We start from the raw sequence: 16,051 nt of genomic DNA, 5'->3' as shown, positions 1-16,051 counted from the left end.
ATAAAATATTTTAGTGAGATTTTCTTCGTTTATTTTTGCCTAAAATAGATACTTATAGGAACTCCTGTAAAACGATAATGTTCTCTTAATTTATTTTCTACAAATCTTCGATAAGGATCTCTTATATATTGAGGCAGATTCGCAAAAAAAGCGAATTGTGGCGTTTGTGTTGGTAATTGCATACAATATTTTATTTTCACAAACTTACCTTTGATTGCTGGAGGAGGATTTTGTTGAACAATATCCAACATTACTTCGTTTAACTTACTAGTTTGAATTCTACGTTTTTTATTTTCATATATTTCAACAGCCGTTTCTATAGCTTTAAAAATTCGTTGCTTAGTTAATGCTGAAATAAAAATAACAGGAACATCAGTAAAAGGTGCTATTTTTTCTTTGATTTGACGCTCAAAATCGCGCATTGTATTAGTTTCTTTTTCTATCAAATCCCATTTATTTACCAGTACAACAACCCCTTTTCTATTTTTTTCAGCAAGCCAAAATATCTTCTCATCTTGCCCTTCAAAGCCTCTTGTTGCATCAATTACCATAAGAGCTACGTCACAGTGTTCTATTGCTCTTACAGCTCTCATCACAGAATAAAACTCAAGATCTTCCTTAACTTTTGATTTCTTTCTTATTCCTGCGGTATCAACCAGATTAAATTCGAATCCAAAACGACTGTATTTAGTATCAATAGTATCACGGGTTGTTCCCGCAATATTCGTTACAATATTTCTATCTTCCCCTATTAATGCATTTATCAAAGATGACTTACCCGCATTGGGTCTTCCTACAACAGCAAATCTAGGGAGATCATTTTCTGTTTCTGCACCTTCTTCAACTTGAGGTATTTCTTCTGCAATAGCGTCAAGTAATTCTCCTGTCCCACTTCCATTAATTGATGAAATTGTATAATAATCTCCTAGTCCCAGATTATAAAATTCTACAGCATCAGCGTCTCTCATAGCATTATCAACCTTATTTACAACCATAAACAAGGGCTTTTTTACCTGACGCAAAATCTTTGCTACAGCATCATCCATTGGAGTAATGCCTTGTTCAACATCTACAACAAACATAATAATATCAGCTTCATCAATAGCCAATTGGACTTGCTTTCTAATTTCTTCTTCAAAAATATCATCAGAACCAACAACATAACCTCCTGTATCAATAACAGAAAACTCTTTACCATTCCACTCTGACTTTCCATAATGTCTATCTCTGGTTACACCACTTACAGAATCAACAATGGCTTCACGACGCTTTACTAAGCGGTTGAATAGTGTTGATTTTCCTACATTTGGCCTTCCTACTATTGCTACTATATTGCTCATTTTGCAAAGGTAGTATTTCTGTAAAACAAAACATTAAAAAAAGCTGTCTATTGCAAAATAAAATAAAATATCCAACTGAAAGAAGTCAAAACGTTTAGCCTAAATAAAATTTTTCTTACGATATCAAAAAACGCTGATTAAAATATAAGAATCTATAAAAAATTTCTGCTAAGGGTAAACAATCTCATTCTTAAAGATAAGAATCCAAAATTTAAATAAATTTTAGATTTGAAAAACTTGTACGGTTTTTAATTCATTTATTTAGTTTACGGACTCTTTTATTCACAAAACCTGTCAAAAGTTGTCTTAAAACTAAAACTTTTCCAACACACTCTTCAACATTAATATGAATGTCCAAAAATATTTTCCGCGACAATAAAAAACCATTAAGGCAGCCTTGTTTTTTGTCTACAACTTTAGATTTCTTTTTCTTCTAACCTATTACTTTTTAAAGTTTATTTAGTAATACTATTTCCATAAAAACCAACTAATATTTATCGGTTCAATATTCTACATTGTCAATATCTGAAATAAAGCCTAAAAAATCAAGCATTTAAACAAAACCTTACAACTAAGAGCTAGTTATGCATTACATTTTAACATTAAAAAAACTTAAAACCTCAAAAACAAAATGCTAACTACAAAAAATACTAATATCTTAATTAAATTAAACAGTTACTTGATTTAATTTAATAGGTTATGCTTAATCTTTGTACCCAAAACGCTTTAACTGACGATCGTTTGACCTCCAATTTTTATTGACTTTTACATATAAATCAAGAAAAACTTTTTTATCAAAAAATCGTTGTAAATCTTTTCTAGCATCTGTACCAACTCTTTTAATGGCACTTCCTTTATGGCCTATTATTATACCTTTTTGAGTATCACGTTCAACCATAATTACCGCTCTTATTTTTATGATGTCTTGTTCTTCAATAAAACTTTCAGTTTCTACTTCTACTGAATAAGGGATTTCTTTTTTATAGTGTTGCAATATTTTTTCTCTTATTGCCTCATTCACAAAAAAACGTTCTGGCTTATCAGTCAACTGATCTTTAGGATAAAAAGGCGCTGCTTCTGGTAACAATTCTATTATTTTATAGAATACGGTCTCTACATTAAATTTTTCCAATGCAGATATTACATATACAAATGAACTAGGCACCTTTTTCTTCCAGTAATCTACTTTTTCTTCAACTTCTTGCTGAGTTGACTTATCAATCTTATTCAAAAGCAGTATCACTGGAATTTTACTATGAATTATCTTTTTAAAAAACTCTTCATTCTTCAACTCTTTCTCACCAATTTCTACCATGTAGATAAGAACATCAGCATCTTCAAAAGCGGATTTCACGAAATCCATCATTGACTCTTGCAATTCATATGCTGGTTTTATGATTCCTGGAGTATCTGAAAAAACGACTTGATAGTCATCTCCATTGACTATTCCCAAAATACGATGTCTTGTGGTTTGTGCCTTTGAAGTAATAATCGATAATTTTTCACCTACCAAGGCATTCATTAATGTTGATTTTCCAACATTGGGATTACCTATAATATTTACAAATCCTGCTTTATGTGTCATACCGCAAAGATACATGCTTTTAAAGTAAGAAAACACCTTTACAATCCATTGATAACGTAATGATTGCATTTTTTTCACAAAAAAAGCCTCTTTCATTTGGAAAAAACAAAGAAAAATAGCTATATTTGCACTCACAAATCGCGGGATAGAGCAGTAGGCAGCTCGTCGGGCTCATAACCCGAAGGTCACAGGTTCGAGTCCTGTTCCCGCTACTAGAAAAGTTTCGTTTACACGAAGCTTTTTTATTTTAATAAATATTAGTTAATCACCTATAAAGGAAGACTCAAACCTTTCAAAATGACAGGTATAGCCATTTGGGTTTTTCTTTAAATAATCTTGATGATAATCTTCTGCTAACCAAAATTTTGTAAAAGGCTCCAAAGTAGTGACCACTTTATTCCCCCACCTTTCAGATGCATCAACTATTTTAATAAAATCTTCAGCAACTTTTTTCTCCTCATGGTCTTGATAAAAGATTGCAGATCTATAACTCGAACCACGATCATTTCCTTGCTGATCAATAGTTGTTGGATTATGAATTCTATAAAAATAATCCAATATTTCTCTAAAATTTGTTTTATCGTGATCGTACGTTAACTCAACTCCTTCAGCATGACCTGGATGATCATTATATGTAGGAAATTCATTCAAACCTCCCAAATACCCGACTTCTGTATCTATAATACCGTAACGACCCCTAAACAAATCTTCCATCCCCCAAAAACAACCTCCTGCTATATATGCTTTTTTGATATTTTTCATTTCTACGTTTTTACAAAATTGCTTTTTATCTTCTTAACTAGGATATTCTTTTTAAATAACATCTTCTAAAACTTGCTATTCAATAATTTTATTCCAATAAGCATCTTTACTTTTAACATGTTTTACGTAAGGACATACAGCAACAGCCTTATACCCCTCTTCATTAAGCTTTTCAAATGTTTCTAAAACAAGCTTTTTTCCAATTCCTTTTCCCCTCAATTTTTCAGGAATTTCAGAATGAATCAAAAACATTTTCCCCTCTTTGTATTCATATTCTACTTTAGACTCCTCTCCATCAACCTTAAGAATAAACTTTTTCTCTTCTTTATTATGTCTTATCTCTGCCATTATATTTTTTTATTATAGTTTAATATTACGGATGTTTTCTAATAAAAATATTGATTGTGTTTATTTTTCTTACATATGATTAGTCGGAGTTAATAACGTTTCATTTCATTAAAGTTTTTAACAATTTAAGAGAATAATCACCCCCCTTTTCCATTACTATTATTTTTTTCAAGAATCATTGATTCGGAATTAATACAATACCTAAGTCCACTAGGCTCTGGACCATCAGGAAAAACATGCCCTAAATGTGCATCACAGGTATTACAAAGCACCTCAACCCTAATCATACCAAAGGAAATATCCTTAATGTACTGTATTGCGTTCCTCTTAATAGGTTGCGTAAAACTTGGCCAACCTGTTCCTGAATTAAATTTAATACTAGAATCAAATAACGGAGCCTTGCAACATACGCAATTATACTTTCCAGATTCATAAGCTGTACACAGTGCTCCTGAATGCGGCCTCTCAGTACCTTTTTCTCTTGTTATTCTGTATTGCTCTGGTGTTAAAATTTCAATCCATTCAAAATCTGTTTTTTCTACCCTTCTATCAGGTATTAGATTTCCATTAACTGTAAAACCTATGATATCCTTCCAAACTAATACTTCTTTTTTCATCTACTATACATTTTTACTTTTTACAAAGATAAAAAAGAGTTTTCTCAAGTCCTATTGATTGAAAACCTCTAATTCTTTTCTCAATAAACATTCATTCAAATACGTATTATTATACTTACAATCAATTCAAAATTGACTATTCAAACAAATCAACACCTATAAATCATAAATAAACAGACTAAGCACAAACCAACCGAAACAAAAACCTAACAAACAGCACGTTAAAAATAAACAGACTAAAAACATTAAAATAAACCAAAATAAAAGCTGTTCTTTTAAAAAAAAGATTAAATTTGCACCCACAAATCGCGGGATAGAGCAGTAGGCAGCTCGTCGGGCTCATAACCCGAAGGTCACAGGTTCGAGTCCTGTTCCCGCTACCAAAAAGGAAAAAAGCTTCACAGAAATGTGAAGTCTTTTTTGGTTTTAGAGGTACAACATAGGTACAACAAATAGCGATTTTACTTGACCCTTTTTAACTTAATTTAAAACTTCATCGGCTTAATTCTTTTATGTTTTCGCAATATATTATATAACTGTATTTTTGTTTTTTGAGTTTTAATTCGATTTTGTGTTCTTTTTTTATTACGTTGTTTAAGTTCCTTTATTTTTTGTTGTTCCACTAAAGCTAAAAGCATTTTAATATCACCAATCATAGCGTTTTTATCAATTAAGTATTGTTCCTTTAGTAACGCTAACAAAAAAGAAGTTGCTTTTTGTAGTAAAATAACAGCTCCTTTTCCTAGTATGGTATCTTCCTTTTCGAATTTCTTCATCATGAAAATTTTCCCTCCAATACTTCCTGTGATAAAGTCTTGATACAAATCATCAAAACTTGGTGCACTCCAATAATCTATCATATTAAAAATTGATTAAGAACTAATACCTAAGTTATAACATCGGATATACCTTTTAAAAGGATTTAAATTGTACAATTTTCTTTTGGTGAAAATGACCAGTTACCTGTATGAGTTTAATCTCGTTATTTTATTTTTTTGATGCCTATACAACTTCCACGTAAAGCACTAACTGATTTTATAAAACTGTATAAAGAAGAGTTTGATATTGACTTAACAGAAAAACAAGCGAAAGAAGAACTATCAGATTTATTATACATCTATGCTTTTTCCGAAGGGAAAAATCATGTATTAAATGCTATTAGTTCTTTACAAATTAAAAATAGAGAATAAACTTTACATGCTTCCCCATTAACTATAGCCAAAAACGAGGATTCTGCCAATGATAGTTTATTTGGGAAGCCAGAATCTTCCTTTTTATTGCTTATAAAACTCTATGAATACTATTGATTATAAAAACATACGTTTCTGCCTCTATTTACGAAAATCTCAAAGTAGAGAAGATAGGCAAATTGCATCTTTAGAATCTCAAATACGAGAACTCAAGGAGTTTGATCAGAAAATGAATTTTAAAATTTATAGTATTTATGAAGATGCTGCTTCGGCGCATATTCCAAATAATCGACACGCCTTTACACAAATGCTCTCCTACCTTAAAAAAAGTTCAATTAACGGAATATTAACATGGAAATCAGACCGTCTCTCACGTAACATGATTGACGGTGGCTATTTGATACATCAATTACAAACAGAAACTTTCCAGTTAATACAAACACCGTATTCACGGTATTTGCCAACAGATAATATGCTACCTCTTATTATTGAAATGAGAATGGCAAATCAACACAGTTTAGATTTATCTAAAAATGTGAAACGGAGGAATAAGATTAAAATACAAAATGGAGGATTTTGTAATATGGCTCCTATCGGTTACAAAAATTGTAAGGAAACAAAAACAGTTATCAAAGATTCCGATCGATTTGATAAAGTGCAACAGCTTTTTTATTACTATTTATCAAGGAAATATAGCTTGTCTCAATTAAGTAAACTCTGTAAGGACACGCTTCACTTAAAAGGAATCTTTAGCAATAAACCATTAAGTCTTTCTAGTATACAAAAAGTATTTACCAACCCATTTTATTACGGAAAGGTATATAATGGCTCTCATGAACAACGAGGGAATCACCCACAAATGATTAATTTTAGTCAGTTTGAAAAAATTCAGAAACTATTACAACAATCAGGAAGAAGAAGTGCTACCAATTGTAGTTTTGCTTATACAGGGATGCTTCACTGCGGAGAATGTGGAGCGGGGATTACTGCCGAAGAAAAAGTAAAATATAAATGTCCTACATGCAACAAAAAACAAACAGCGAAACACCCTTGAAAATGTTCCTGTGGTTATCAAATCACAAAAAAAGATATTGCTACAGTCAAGCGATATATCTATTACCATTGTTCTAAATCGAAGCAAAAATGCACTCGAAAATATCTAAATGCAACAAAATTAGTTAGCTTCGAACCCTGTTTTGATAGACGAAAAATTGCAAGTTGAAGCCAAAAAACCGTATTTGACCTTGCAATATATCCGAAATCATAAAAGTCTCCATATCGAACCCCCAAAAAACCACTCTGCAAAAGACCTAAAAGGTGATTTAAAGACTTGCTATACTATGTGGCTGGCGCTCGTGGAGGATTTTGGAACTTTTTTATAAGTATGCTTATTTTTCTTTTTTATAGTGGTGTTTTTGTGAATTTACAGTACAAGTGGTCGGTTACTTAAACTGCAAGGCTATCCCAAGCAATATCACTTTACAAGAATTTTCTCGGCATAAGAGTTATTCCAATTCCTTCTTGTCAAGATGATTGCTTTTGGGATGAAATAGCCTTGTGTAATAACCTTTAACCACTTGTATGATGAAAACACAAACAGCCCAATTTTTAGTAAAAGAAAAATTAGAAGCGATTATTCAAAATGAGTCCAACACTATCAAAGCTCAAGTAGCCAAAGAAGCCTTGGATTACACCTGTGAATATATTGTCAGCTTTTTTGAGTATTTATTCCGTTATGGATGTATCTCCGGTATGGTTACTTCTTTAGTTTATTATGTAGATACACATCAGTTTTATGATACGCACTATAATGAAATTGAACGTATTCGAGAAAACTATGAAGAATTCACAGAGTATCCATTAAGCATTCAAGGCGATTTAAAAAACTTTTTAGCCTGATTTTCTTTTGAACAAACTGCTTATGATGAATTGGCAAATGAATTAGGACTTGAAATATAGTCCTTTTTTGGAGTTTATAAAGAATCTACTTCATCACGACATGCATAATGGAGTTCATTTTCATAAGCATAGTTTCTTATTTGACAAAGTTAATCTTCAAGAAAAAATAACAAAGATTTTCTCGACATAAGCTCTTATTTCAATTGCTCTTTGCTGTTTTTTCTTTTCGATTTGAGAGTGTCAAATAATTAAAACTATTTGATACTTATGAAAACTTCAGCCTTACCATTATTTTCTATCGGAGAAGTAACACTGTCATACCAAAAAAGACAACCATCCCCATTTCAAAAAATTGCAAGTTCAAGCGATGCAGATACATGTTTTAGAGCAATATATCTATGCGAACAGATCAATTATCGTGAACATATGTATGTTTTGTACCTTAATAATTCAAATGAAGTTTTAGGGGGGTATCAATTATTAAGCATAGGTGGAATAACCGTTACGTAAGCGGAAGTGCAGATGCTATAAAAGAAGTAGATAAAGATGGTAAGACATTAAGATTAACCAATACAGTAAATAAAAGATTGTTTATTCCGAATAAAACCCGAACGGAATTGGATGCATTTTTAGCTAAGAAAAATGTTTTAGGAATTACCGCCTGTGAAGTGGGTACGGCAAATGATGTAAATAGTATTTTTGGAAGGGGTATTAAAGGATGTGATGCACAATGTGTGATTACGCCAAATTATGGAGAAAAATGTGTGGTGAAATCTGGATTTACAGGAGAACGATTAGCAACACAAGGACTATGGATTGATAGAACTACAAATTTTGATTGGAATACGCAAGGAATGATTAATTATCAAGGAGATGAAGACAACCATTATTATACTGGAAATGCCAGTAACAAAACTGAAAAACGGCGTTGTAATCCTGCTAATGGTTACAATGTAGGAAACTATGGATACAGACCCACCGCTACAGGATGGCATCTATTTAAATGTGAAAAGTGGGATTGTTTTTTTTTGGGGGGGGTAATTATTGTTAGAGACATAAAACCTTTATCGCCAATCCCTCTAAAAGTCTTTATGAAAATGACAGTTACAAAGAATAGGGATATGGTTATCGATATACCAGACAACTCGTAACCTACTCAGGTAGTTACATAAGTTGGTGTGAAAACAGTAATAATGAAGGATTAGCCAACAATACAAATACTATTGCCGATTTACTAATTCCTTCGGCTGAAGCAGAGGGAATATACAACACACCGTTATCTCCATTAATTTAAGATTCTGAAGGGTATGAGTGTCAAAAGCCATGTAGTGATTACAACTATTACAGAGATCCAAGTGAGACTCCAAGAACCATTGATGAATGTGGAACGGGAACAGTGAATACTAGCAATACGCAGTTAGGAATTTGCTTCTCAGGGTCTATGTGTAACTCGCAGAATAATAATATTTCAAACTGTACCAATTATAATAGTAACTGTCAGGTGGTAAATGAAGGTTCAGTGTCATACACCTATACAGATACTTGTACTTTTGATTGGGATGTCTATACCAGTTCATATACAGATGCCAATGGTTGGAATACCTATAGTAATTTTTCAGGAACACAATATCGTTCAGTAAGTTGCAAAGATGAAGATAACAATTACGCCAGTCACGATAAGTGTGATTCCAATACGAAACCTACTTCTAGTCAGGCGTATACTGCTTTTCGTTGGATAAATGACGATTACTATTCTGGATGTACTGCAAAATATAATGATTTACATTTTTCACAAAACAAACAAGAAACAAACCCTCTTACTTTCATTTTATATAGTGGAGTTGCCGATGCTAAGGATATATATCATCAAATGATTGCTCCTGTAGATGGAACTTATACCGTTTATGGAACAGAATACAAAAAAGCCTACTGCTATAAACTTATGAATACACACAAACCAAAGTAGCAGATAGCTATTGTTCAGGACAATCCAAATATGGATCTTCTAGATCTTTTAGTAGGACGTGTCAAAGTTCTACTGGAGGGCAATGGTAATCAAAATCAGGTAAAGAAATTAATTCCAATAATAAGTCGAACGATAGCATAACCTAAAATGGATATGGCAGTCCCCATACCAAACCAGAATAATCCTTCCTTAGTTTTATCTAGTAAATCAGGATTAAACTCATTAAAAAAGAATAACAATCCTATACAAATAAGTAACGATGTTCCGAATAAAAATAGAAGCACTAAGAAGATGTTGGTTGAGGCGGGGAGCAATTTATTAAGTATATATTTCGCTCCTTCTCCTTCATCTTTTTCTATTTTTTAGTGTTGGGTCCAGGTAACAGCCCTAGTGTATTTCCAACAGGCGGTATTCGGGGTTTTCGAGGATTTTCTTTTTGTTGTGCATATACAATAGGCATTTGATAAGAAGAAATGTTAGGTGTCAAACTTACCATAAGAGCTAACAGATACAAACTTAATTTAAAATACTTCATTGTTGAGTAATCAAAGCGATCAGAAGAGTCATAGCATGTTTGTAAGCAAAAATCTAAGAAATTTATAATTTGTAAGGTTTAGATTTAAAACAAGTAAGCGTGTTGACGGAAACAGTAAAACTGAAGTTTCCGTTACCAACACGCTGACTTGTAAGGGGAATTTCCCCTTAACCCCTTTTAGCGGAATTTTTTCAAGAACTACTAAAATCTACCTTTTAGTGTAGTAATATATTATTATTTTCAATCTAAATTTGATTTGAATAAAACGTTCAAATTAAAGATGGAAGTTAGATATAGTCGGAATAGAATATATGTTAAACCAGAAGAACAAGCACTAATTAAAAATTACCCTATTTTATTAGGAGGGTCTGGAATTGGTAGTGTTATAGCAGAGTGTGCTTTACGCTTTGGTTTTGAGAATATAACTATAATAGATGGAGATTATGTTGAAAATTCAAATTTAAATAGGCAAAATTACGTAGAAGATGACATTAATATAGATAAGGTAGATGCAATTAAAAAAAGATTGTTATCAATTAATAATAAGGCTAATATAAATGTGTATAATTGTTTCTTAACAACAGAAAATGTTGAAAGTTATATTGATAGGCATAAAATAGCTATTAATGCTTTAGACTTCACTTCAGATGTTCCATTACTTTTTGATGAAGTTTGCCAAAGAAAAAATATTCCTGTTTTACATCCTTATAATTTAGGTTGGGGAGGATTAGTAACAGTAATATCTCCAAAAGGTTTATCATTAAAAGCTATTGCAAAAAAAGGACAAAAAATCAATGAACTTCGAGTAGTTGAATACATTTCTAGCTATTTGAAATTCTGGAGAACATCACAATTCTGGATTGATGAGGTATTGCATGAGTACTTAAATGAAAAAGAAAAGTTGTCTCCTCCGCAATTATCTATTGGTTCATGGATAGTGGCAAGTATGTGTACACATCTTCTTTTTAAAATAGCAACAAATAAAGAGTATAAACGATTTCCAGAATTTTATTTTTCCTCTATTAATGCTGATTAGATTAATTTATTATTGGTGGCGTATACAATGGCTTCCGAAATATTAGTAACTTCTAATTTTTCAAATAATTTTCTTCTATGAAACTTAACAGTATCTGGAGACACATACATAGGTTCAGCCATTTCATTAATTGTATATCCTCTTACAGAGAATTTTAAAATTTCTTTTTCTCGATTAGAGAGCTCAACTTTCTCTTCAGTTTTCCAAAAATCACCTTTTAAATCATATTTAAAAATTTTATTTGCTCCTTTTTTATATATTTTAATATTTCCAGAATTTTGTTCGTTGGAAAGAGAAATAATACAAATCGCTTTCCAAATTTTCCCTTCATCCGTTAAGAAAATAGGAGTTAATTTTTGATTAATCAAAAATGTTTTTCCTTCTTGATTTTTTAAATGGAAATCATACGAAATAGAATGGAATATTCTTTCTTTTAATGGTATGTTTTCATAAAAATTAAAGCCAACTGTATTTATTTTAAGTAATAGTTCTACATCCTCAGGAATAACATAATTGAAGTAAAAAAGGTATCCCATTTCTTGCACTTCTTCAGCAGTATGTCCACATAGAAAAAGAGGATTTTCAGAAACATATTCGAATCCTTTTTTTTCATAATCTATTACATAGATACTTTTATAGGTAGCTCTAGCAAAGGCTTTAATTGTTTCTAAATAATTAGCCGTTTGCTTGCGTTCATTCCTAGAAATGTTGGTCACGGTATTTCGTGAAGAAAAAAAATCATTAACATCTGCCATAGCTCAAATGGTTAAAATTCAAATGTAGTCATTTTAAACTAAAATGAGGAGTCTTTATTTAATAAAAAATAGAGTTTTAATTACATTTTTATTACTACTGCTACTACTAATTTGTGTAGTGCTTTGTAAGAGGCAACTATATAGTTTTGTAGCAAAAAAATATACTATGACCTTTACAAGTTACTTAGAAGAATTATCTATAAATGAAATATATAACCTATCAAAATTTGTAGTTGAGGAGAATTTTAATCATCACATAAATAAAGACAGCTTTAAAAGCATTAAAAAAGATATTAAATCTGTTTACGAGGAAGAGATTGAATATATACAAAATTCCAAAATATTTGTTAGCAGAAATAGTTCAGGAAAAATTACTGGGTCTATTAGGGTTTTAAGATGGAACTTTATAGATAAGCTGCCAATACAGAGTTTGTTTGGAATAAATCCATTACTAACTATCGAGGATAAGCCTTTTAATGATATATGGCATATTGGTAGGTTTGCTATTAAAAAAGGAATAAAAGATACCAATCTGTTTAAAAAGTTAATGGTTTGTGCCATCTCTCCAGTGTGTAGTCATGCTGAAAATATTGCTTTTGCAGAATGTGATAGCAAATTATTAAGAGTTATGTCTTTATTCGGAATAAAAACTAAAATAGTCGGTAAATCAATTAATTACTTGGGTTCTGAAACTATCCCTGTAAGCTTTTCATATACTGGTCTTATAGCATTTTATGAAGAGAATAAATACTTAATATCTAATCAAGACCTTCTTGAAAAACAATTCTCATTAAAAACTACACTTTTGTGTAGCTGATGCTTTGTGGTAATTAACCAACTTTGCGTTTGGCATAAATTATTGAATTGTTATAGGTTTTTAACATAAAAAGATTAAAATAATATGAATTTTTTTAAAGTTTTTACAACTCGCTTACTTTTTGTTTTTATTCTACGGTTTCTAATTTATGGCATATCATTAATTCCATTTTGTTATGTATTAGTATCTTATGAAAACACAATAAATAAAATACTATTACTTATAGTGACATTATTACTGGCTCCTATTTTAATTATTTTTTTAACAGGCTTAACATATTACCTAACACCAAAGGTTGTTCCTGGAGCTTATAAAATCTTCTCTATACCTTTTATAAAATGGTTGCTAAAAGACCTTACAGCCAATATTGTTACTACTTCTAAGTTTCTTAATGATATTGCTAATAGAGTAGATTTTATAAAGATTATTTATTATAGACTGCTAGGAGTTACTAATATAAAAACAATGATTATTGCGTCTGATGTGCTTATTATGGATCCTAATAAATTTACGTTTGGTAAAAATATTTTTATTGGAACTTCTACATTAATTAGTGGGCACTTTATTAAAAATAGAAAACTAGTTTTAACTATGGGAGAATTCGGCGATAATGTTCAAATAGGAGCTTGTTGTAAGATTGCTCAAGGCGTAAAGATTGGTAAAAATAGTATTATTGGATTTGGAGTAAATATTGGAGTAGATTGTATTATTGGAGAAAATGTAATTATTCATGATGCTACTTCCTTAGACGAATATTCAGTAATTGGAGACAATACTGTTGTTGGAAAAAAATGTTTGATTGGAAGAAAAACACATATTGGGAAAAAATGCAGGGTAGGACATTATTCATCTGTAGGATCAAAATTAAATATAGGTGACCATGCAGATATCCCTGAATTAAGTACAATTAAAACTGATATGTAATGGTAGAAGAAATTAAACATTTTGCCAAAAAAAATGAGGACATCTGTGCTATTATTTCCTTTGGGTCTCTACATAATGGAGATCTTAGTAATAGTGATGAGTTTTCAGATCTCGATTTATTTGTATTTACAACAGCGCCAGAAAAGTATTTAAACTCTGAAAATATAAAGTGGTTATACGATTTTGGGAATCCTCTTTCCGTACTGGTAATTAATAACCCCGTTGAAAAAAACATGATTAATAGGGTAATGCTAGATAATTACTTCTCATTCGATATTATTCCGATTAGTTACAAGAAGTTTAGTATGGTGAAGTTTTTCTTTCTTTTGAAACAATTTAAACTAACAGGATTATTAAAAAATAAAGGAACTATTATTCATGAGCTTAAAACATTTTATTCGTATCTAAGCAGAGGATATACGATTCTTTATGATAAAAAAAACATAACTGAATTAATTTTTAAAATAAAAACTACATATAAAGAAGATGTTGAAGATTTAGATATTTCAAAAATAGCTTTTGAAGAATGTTATCATGATTTCTGGCAAAATGCGTTTAAATTTTTAGGGAAAATTATTAGAAATGAAGTGTATTATGGAATCGTTAGAATAGATGATGTTTTAAAGAAAAGGTTAATAAAAATGCTAGAATGGGAGGCAAAATTATATTATAAATATAAAGGAGATACATATTTTGATGGAAAAAAAGTAAGTGAATGGGTTTCTGCCGAAACAATGAACGATTTAAAGAAGACAACCTTTAATTTTAATCAAAGGGAAAACATAAATACGCTTCGTAATCACATTGAAATATTCCAAAAAGCTTCAAAAAATGTTGCTGCAATAAAGCATTATAGTCGCAGTGAAAATCTAGAGAAAAAAATTATTGAAAAACTAAACGAATATTCTTTATAAATGAAACAAGTTAAGAATACACTCGCCATTGCTTTTCCAATTATTTTAGGACAGTTAGGTTTTACATTACTAGGATTTATAGACAATGTAATGGTTGGTAAACTGGGAGCTTCATCCTTAGCAGCTATATCACTATCAAACAGTTTTATTTTTATAGGATTAGCCATTGGAATAGGGTTTTCTATTATGATAACACCTTTAGTATCTAACGCCTTAGGTGAAAAAAATTATGATAAAATCTCAAAATTATTTTATAATGGTTTATTGCTTTGTACATCATTAGGGATTGTATTATTTCTTTGTATATGGAACTCAAAATATATTATCTATAATTCGAAGCAATCAGCTGAAGTTGTAAAACTCGCTATTCCTTATTTAGAAATAGTGGCGTTGTCGTTAATTCCTTCTATGATTTTTCAAGGGTTAAAGCAATTTATCGATGGATTATCCAAAACAAAATATCCTATGTTTTGTATCATCATAGCGAACTTGATAAATATTTTTTTAAACTACGCATTAATTTTTGGAGCTTTTGGATTTCCAAAATTAGGGGTATATGGTGCTGGATTAGGAACTTTTATATCTAGGATTATAATGTTGGCATTAGCGATACTATTTATTTTAAAAATAGAAAGTATAAGACAGTATATTAAAAGGTTAAATATTAACGAATTAAATATAACTACTATACTAAGTGTAACCAAAACAGGGGCTTTTTCTAGTATTCAAATACTTTTTAAAATAAGCCTTTTCTCTGCTGCAATATTGCTTTCGGGAATTTTAGGGGAAAACTTTCAAGCAGCAAACCAAATTATTTTAAGCTTGTCAGGACTATTATTTGTAGTTCCTTTAGGAATTGCAACAGCCAGTTCAATACGAATTTCAAAAATGATTGGAGAGAAAAACAAAAATGAGATTCAACTCATTTCTTGGTCTTCCTTAAAGATTATCATAAGCTTAGAGATCCTATTCTTTATAATATTATACCTATGTAAAGATTTATTACCATTAATTTATATAAATGATATTACAGTTGTCCAAATGGCTTCTAAAGCAATAATTTTGTTAGCTATATTTCACTTTTTCGATGGGATAGAAGTCGTTGTATTAGGGTTTTTAAAAGGATTCAATGATACAAAAACTCCAGCTACTTTATGTTTTTTATCTTATTGGGTAATTGGGTTCTCTATTTCTTATTTCACTTATGAATCTTATGGAATGAAAGGTATATGGAGTGGATTAATAATTGGAGTTTTATCTTCGACGATTGTTTTATTGATGAGATATAGAAATGTTTACAATATGTTTTTAAAAGGAGGAAAAGTAATGAAATAAATTTATAAAAGCTCTAAATACTTCAATT

20 protein-coding genes and 2 tRNA genes are annotated in these 16,051 nt (G+C 30.6%); 14 read left to right on the top strand and 8 right to left on the bottom strand.

Annotation, left to right across the window (positions count from 1 at the left end):
- Nucleotides 1-29 precede the first annotated feature (29 nt).
- On the bottom strand, nucleotides 30-1,340 hold the full coding sequence (gene der, locus ACSIGE_RS11890; protein ID WP_440880087.1) for a ribosome biogenesis GTPase Der: 1,311 nt from the start codon (nucleotides 1,338-1,340) through the stop codon (nucleotides 30-32).
- A 703-nt stretch (nucleotides 1,341-2,043) separates the two neighbouring features.
- Entirely contained in the window at nucleotides 2,044-2,925 is an 882-nt protein-coding gene (era, locus tag ACSIGE_RS11885) for a GTPase Era (RefSeq protein WP_440882217.1), read from the bottom strand.
- Between the two features lie 139 nt (nucleotides 2,926-3,064).
- Between era and ACSIGE_RS11880 the strand changes: the two genes are divergently transcribed.
- A tRNA-Met gene (locus ACSIGE_RS11880) sits at nucleotides 3,065-3,137 on the top strand.
- 49 nt (nucleotides 3,138-3,186) lie between these two features.
- Here the strand turns inward: ACSIGE_RS11880 and msrA are convergent.
- From msrA to msrB, 3 genes are all read right to left on the bottom strand, one after another.
- On the bottom strand, nucleotides 3,187-3,687 hold the full coding sequence (msrA, locus tag ACSIGE_RS11875; RefSeq protein ID WP_440880086.1) for a peptide-methionine (S)-S-oxide reductase MsrA: 501 nt from the start codon (nucleotides 3,685-3,687) through the stop codon (nucleotides 3,187-3,189).
- 75 nt (nucleotides 3,688-3,762) lie between these two features.
- Nucleotides 3,763-4,035 (bottom strand): GNAT family N-acetyltransferase, encoded by a 273-nt coding sequence (locus tag ACSIGE_RS11870; protein WP_440880085.1) that lies wholly within the window; start codon nucleotides 4,033-4,035, stop codon nucleotides 3,763-3,765.
- 137 nt (nucleotides 4,036-4,172) lie between these two features.
- Nucleotides 4,173-4,652, bottom strand: coding sequence for a peptide-methionine (R)-S-oxide reductase MsrB (gene msrB / locus ACSIGE_RS11865; protein ID WP_440880084.1), 480 nt, complete (start codon nucleotides 4,650-4,652; stop codon nucleotides 4,173-4,175).
- Nucleotides 4,653-4,959: 307 nt separating this feature from the next.
- Between msrB and ACSIGE_RS11860 the strand changes: the two genes are divergently transcribed.
- Nucleotides 4,960-5,035 (top strand) — tRNA-Met (locus ACSIGE_RS11860).
- A 102-nt stretch (nucleotides 5,036-5,137) separates the two neighbouring features.
- Here ACSIGE_RS11860 and ACSIGE_RS11855 read toward each other — a convergent pair.
- A complete protein-coding gene (locus tag ACSIGE_RS11855) occupies nucleotides 5,138-5,512 on the bottom strand; it encodes a hypothetical protein (RefSeq protein WP_440880083.1) in 375 nt (124 codons plus the stop codon).
- 138 nt (nucleotides 5,513-5,650) lie between these two features.
- Here ACSIGE_RS11855 and ACSIGE_RS11850 point away from each other — a divergent pair, with 138 nt between their 5' ends.
- The 7 genes from ACSIGE_RS11850 (at nucleotide 5,651) to ACSIGE_RS11820 (ending at nucleotide 10,073) form a co-directional block, all read left to right on the top strand.
- Entirely contained in the window at nucleotides 5,651-5,842 is a 192-nt protein-coding gene (locus ACSIGE_RS11850) for a hypothetical protein (protein WP_440880082.1), read from the top strand.
- 103 nt (nucleotides 5,843-5,945) lie between these two features.
- Nucleotides 5,946-6,896 carry a recombinase family protein gene (locus ACSIGE_RS11845; RefSeq protein ID WP_440880081.1) on the top strand — a complete coding sequence of 317 codons (951 nt, stop codon included), beginning with the start codon at nucleotides 5,946-5,948 and terminating at the stop codon, nucleotides 6,894-6,896.
- Between the two features lie 530 nt (nucleotides 6,897-7,426).
- Nucleotides 7,427-7,741: a DUF7222 domain-containing protein gene (locus ACSIGE_RS11840; RefSeq protein ID WP_440880080.1), complete on the top strand. Its 315-nt coding sequence runs from the start codon at nucleotides 7,427-7,429 to the stop codon at nucleotides 7,739-7,741.
- 267 nt (nucleotides 7,742-8,008) lie between these two features.
- Complete coding sequence (locus tag ACSIGE_RS11835) at nucleotides 8,009-8,251, top strand: hypothetical protein (RefSeq protein ID WP_440880079.1); 243 nt, start codon at nucleotides 8,009-8,011, stop codon at nucleotides 8,249-8,251.
- Between the two features lie 107 nt (nucleotides 8,252-8,358).
- Nucleotides 8,359-8,892 (top strand): hypothetical protein, encoded by a 534-nt coding sequence (locus tag ACSIGE_RS11830; RefSeq protein ID WP_440880078.1) that lies wholly within the window; start codon nucleotides 8,359-8,361, stop codon nucleotides 8,890-8,892.
- Nucleotides 8,893-9,137: 245 nt separating this feature from the next.
- Entirely contained in the window at nucleotides 9,138-9,707 is a 570-nt protein-coding gene (locus tag ACSIGE_RS11825) for a hypothetical protein (RefSeq protein WP_440880077.1), read from the top strand.
- A gap of 147 nt (nucleotides 9,708-9,854) precedes the next feature.
- Entirely contained in the window at nucleotides 9,855-10,073 is a 219-nt protein-coding gene (locus tag ACSIGE_RS11820) for a hypothetical protein (protein ID WP_440880076.1), read from the top strand.
- On the opposite strand, the gene ACSIGE_RS11815 is transcribed toward ACSIGE_RS11820, so the two are convergent.
- Nucleotides 10,063-10,242 carry a hypothetical protein gene (locus ACSIGE_RS11815; RefSeq protein ID WP_440880075.1) on the bottom strand — a complete coding sequence of 60 codons (180 nt, stop codon included), beginning with the start codon at nucleotides 10,240-10,242 and terminating at the stop codon, nucleotides 10,063-10,065. The two genes, ACSIGE_RS11820 and ACSIGE_RS11815, sit on opposite strands and share 11 nt — an antisense overlap.
- A gap of 280 nt (nucleotides 10,243-10,522) precedes the next feature.
- Between ACSIGE_RS11815 and ACSIGE_RS11810 the strand changes: the two genes are divergently transcribed.
- Nucleotides 10,523-11,278 carry a ThiF family adenylyltransferase gene (locus ACSIGE_RS11810; RefSeq protein WP_440880074.1) on the top strand — a complete coding sequence of 252 codons (756 nt, stop codon included), beginning with the start codon at nucleotides 10,523-10,525 and terminating at the stop codon, nucleotides 11,276-11,278.
- Here ACSIGE_RS11810 and ACSIGE_RS11805 read toward each other — a convergent pair.
- Entirely contained in the window at nucleotides 11,275-12,033 is a 759-nt protein-coding gene (locus tag ACSIGE_RS11805) for a response regulator transcription factor (protein ID WP_440880073.1), read from the bottom strand. The genes ACSIGE_RS11810 and ACSIGE_RS11805 overlap by 4 nt on opposite strands.
- 166 nt (nucleotides 12,034-12,199) lie before the next feature.
- Between ACSIGE_RS11805 and ACSIGE_RS11800 the strand changes: the two genes are divergently transcribed.
- From ACSIGE_RS11800 to ACSIGE_RS11785, 4 genes are all read left to right on the top strand, one after another.
- On the top strand, nucleotides 12,200-12,850 hold the full coding sequence (locus ACSIGE_RS11800) for a hypothetical protein (protein ID WP_440880072.1): 651 nt from the start codon (nucleotides 12,200-12,202) through the stop codon (nucleotides 12,848-12,850).
- An 84-nt stretch (nucleotides 12,851-12,934) separates the two neighbouring features.
- Nucleotides 12,935-13,774: a hypothetical protein gene (locus ACSIGE_RS11795; RefSeq protein WP_440880071.1), complete on the top strand. Its 840-nt coding sequence runs from the start codon at nucleotides 12,935-12,937 to the stop codon at nucleotides 13,772-13,774.
- Complete coding sequence (locus ACSIGE_RS11790) at nucleotides 13,774-14,688, top strand: aminoglycoside 6-adenylyltransferase (RefSeq protein WP_440880070.1); 915 nt, start codon at nucleotides 13,774-13,776, stop codon at nucleotides 14,686-14,688. Before ACSIGE_RS11795 ends, ACSIGE_RS11790 begins: the two co-directional genes overlap by 1 nt.
- Nucleotides 14,689-16,023, top strand: a complete 1,335-nt coding sequence (locus tag ACSIGE_RS11785; RefSeq protein ID WP_440880069.1) for an MATE family efflux transporter — start codon at nucleotides 14,689-14,691, stop codon at nucleotides 16,021-16,023.
- Nucleotides 16,024-16,051 lie beyond the last annotated feature (28 nt).

Origin of the sequence: Tenacibaculum profundi, from assembly GCF_052050075.1 — a bacterium.
In the GTDB taxonomy this organism is placed as follows: domain Bacteria; phylum Bacteroidota; class Bacteroidia; order Flavobacteriales; family Flavobacteriaceae; genus Polaribacter.
The sequence above is the reverse complement of the archived record's forward strand: the minus strand, read 5'-3'. Positions and strand labels throughout refer to the sequence as shown.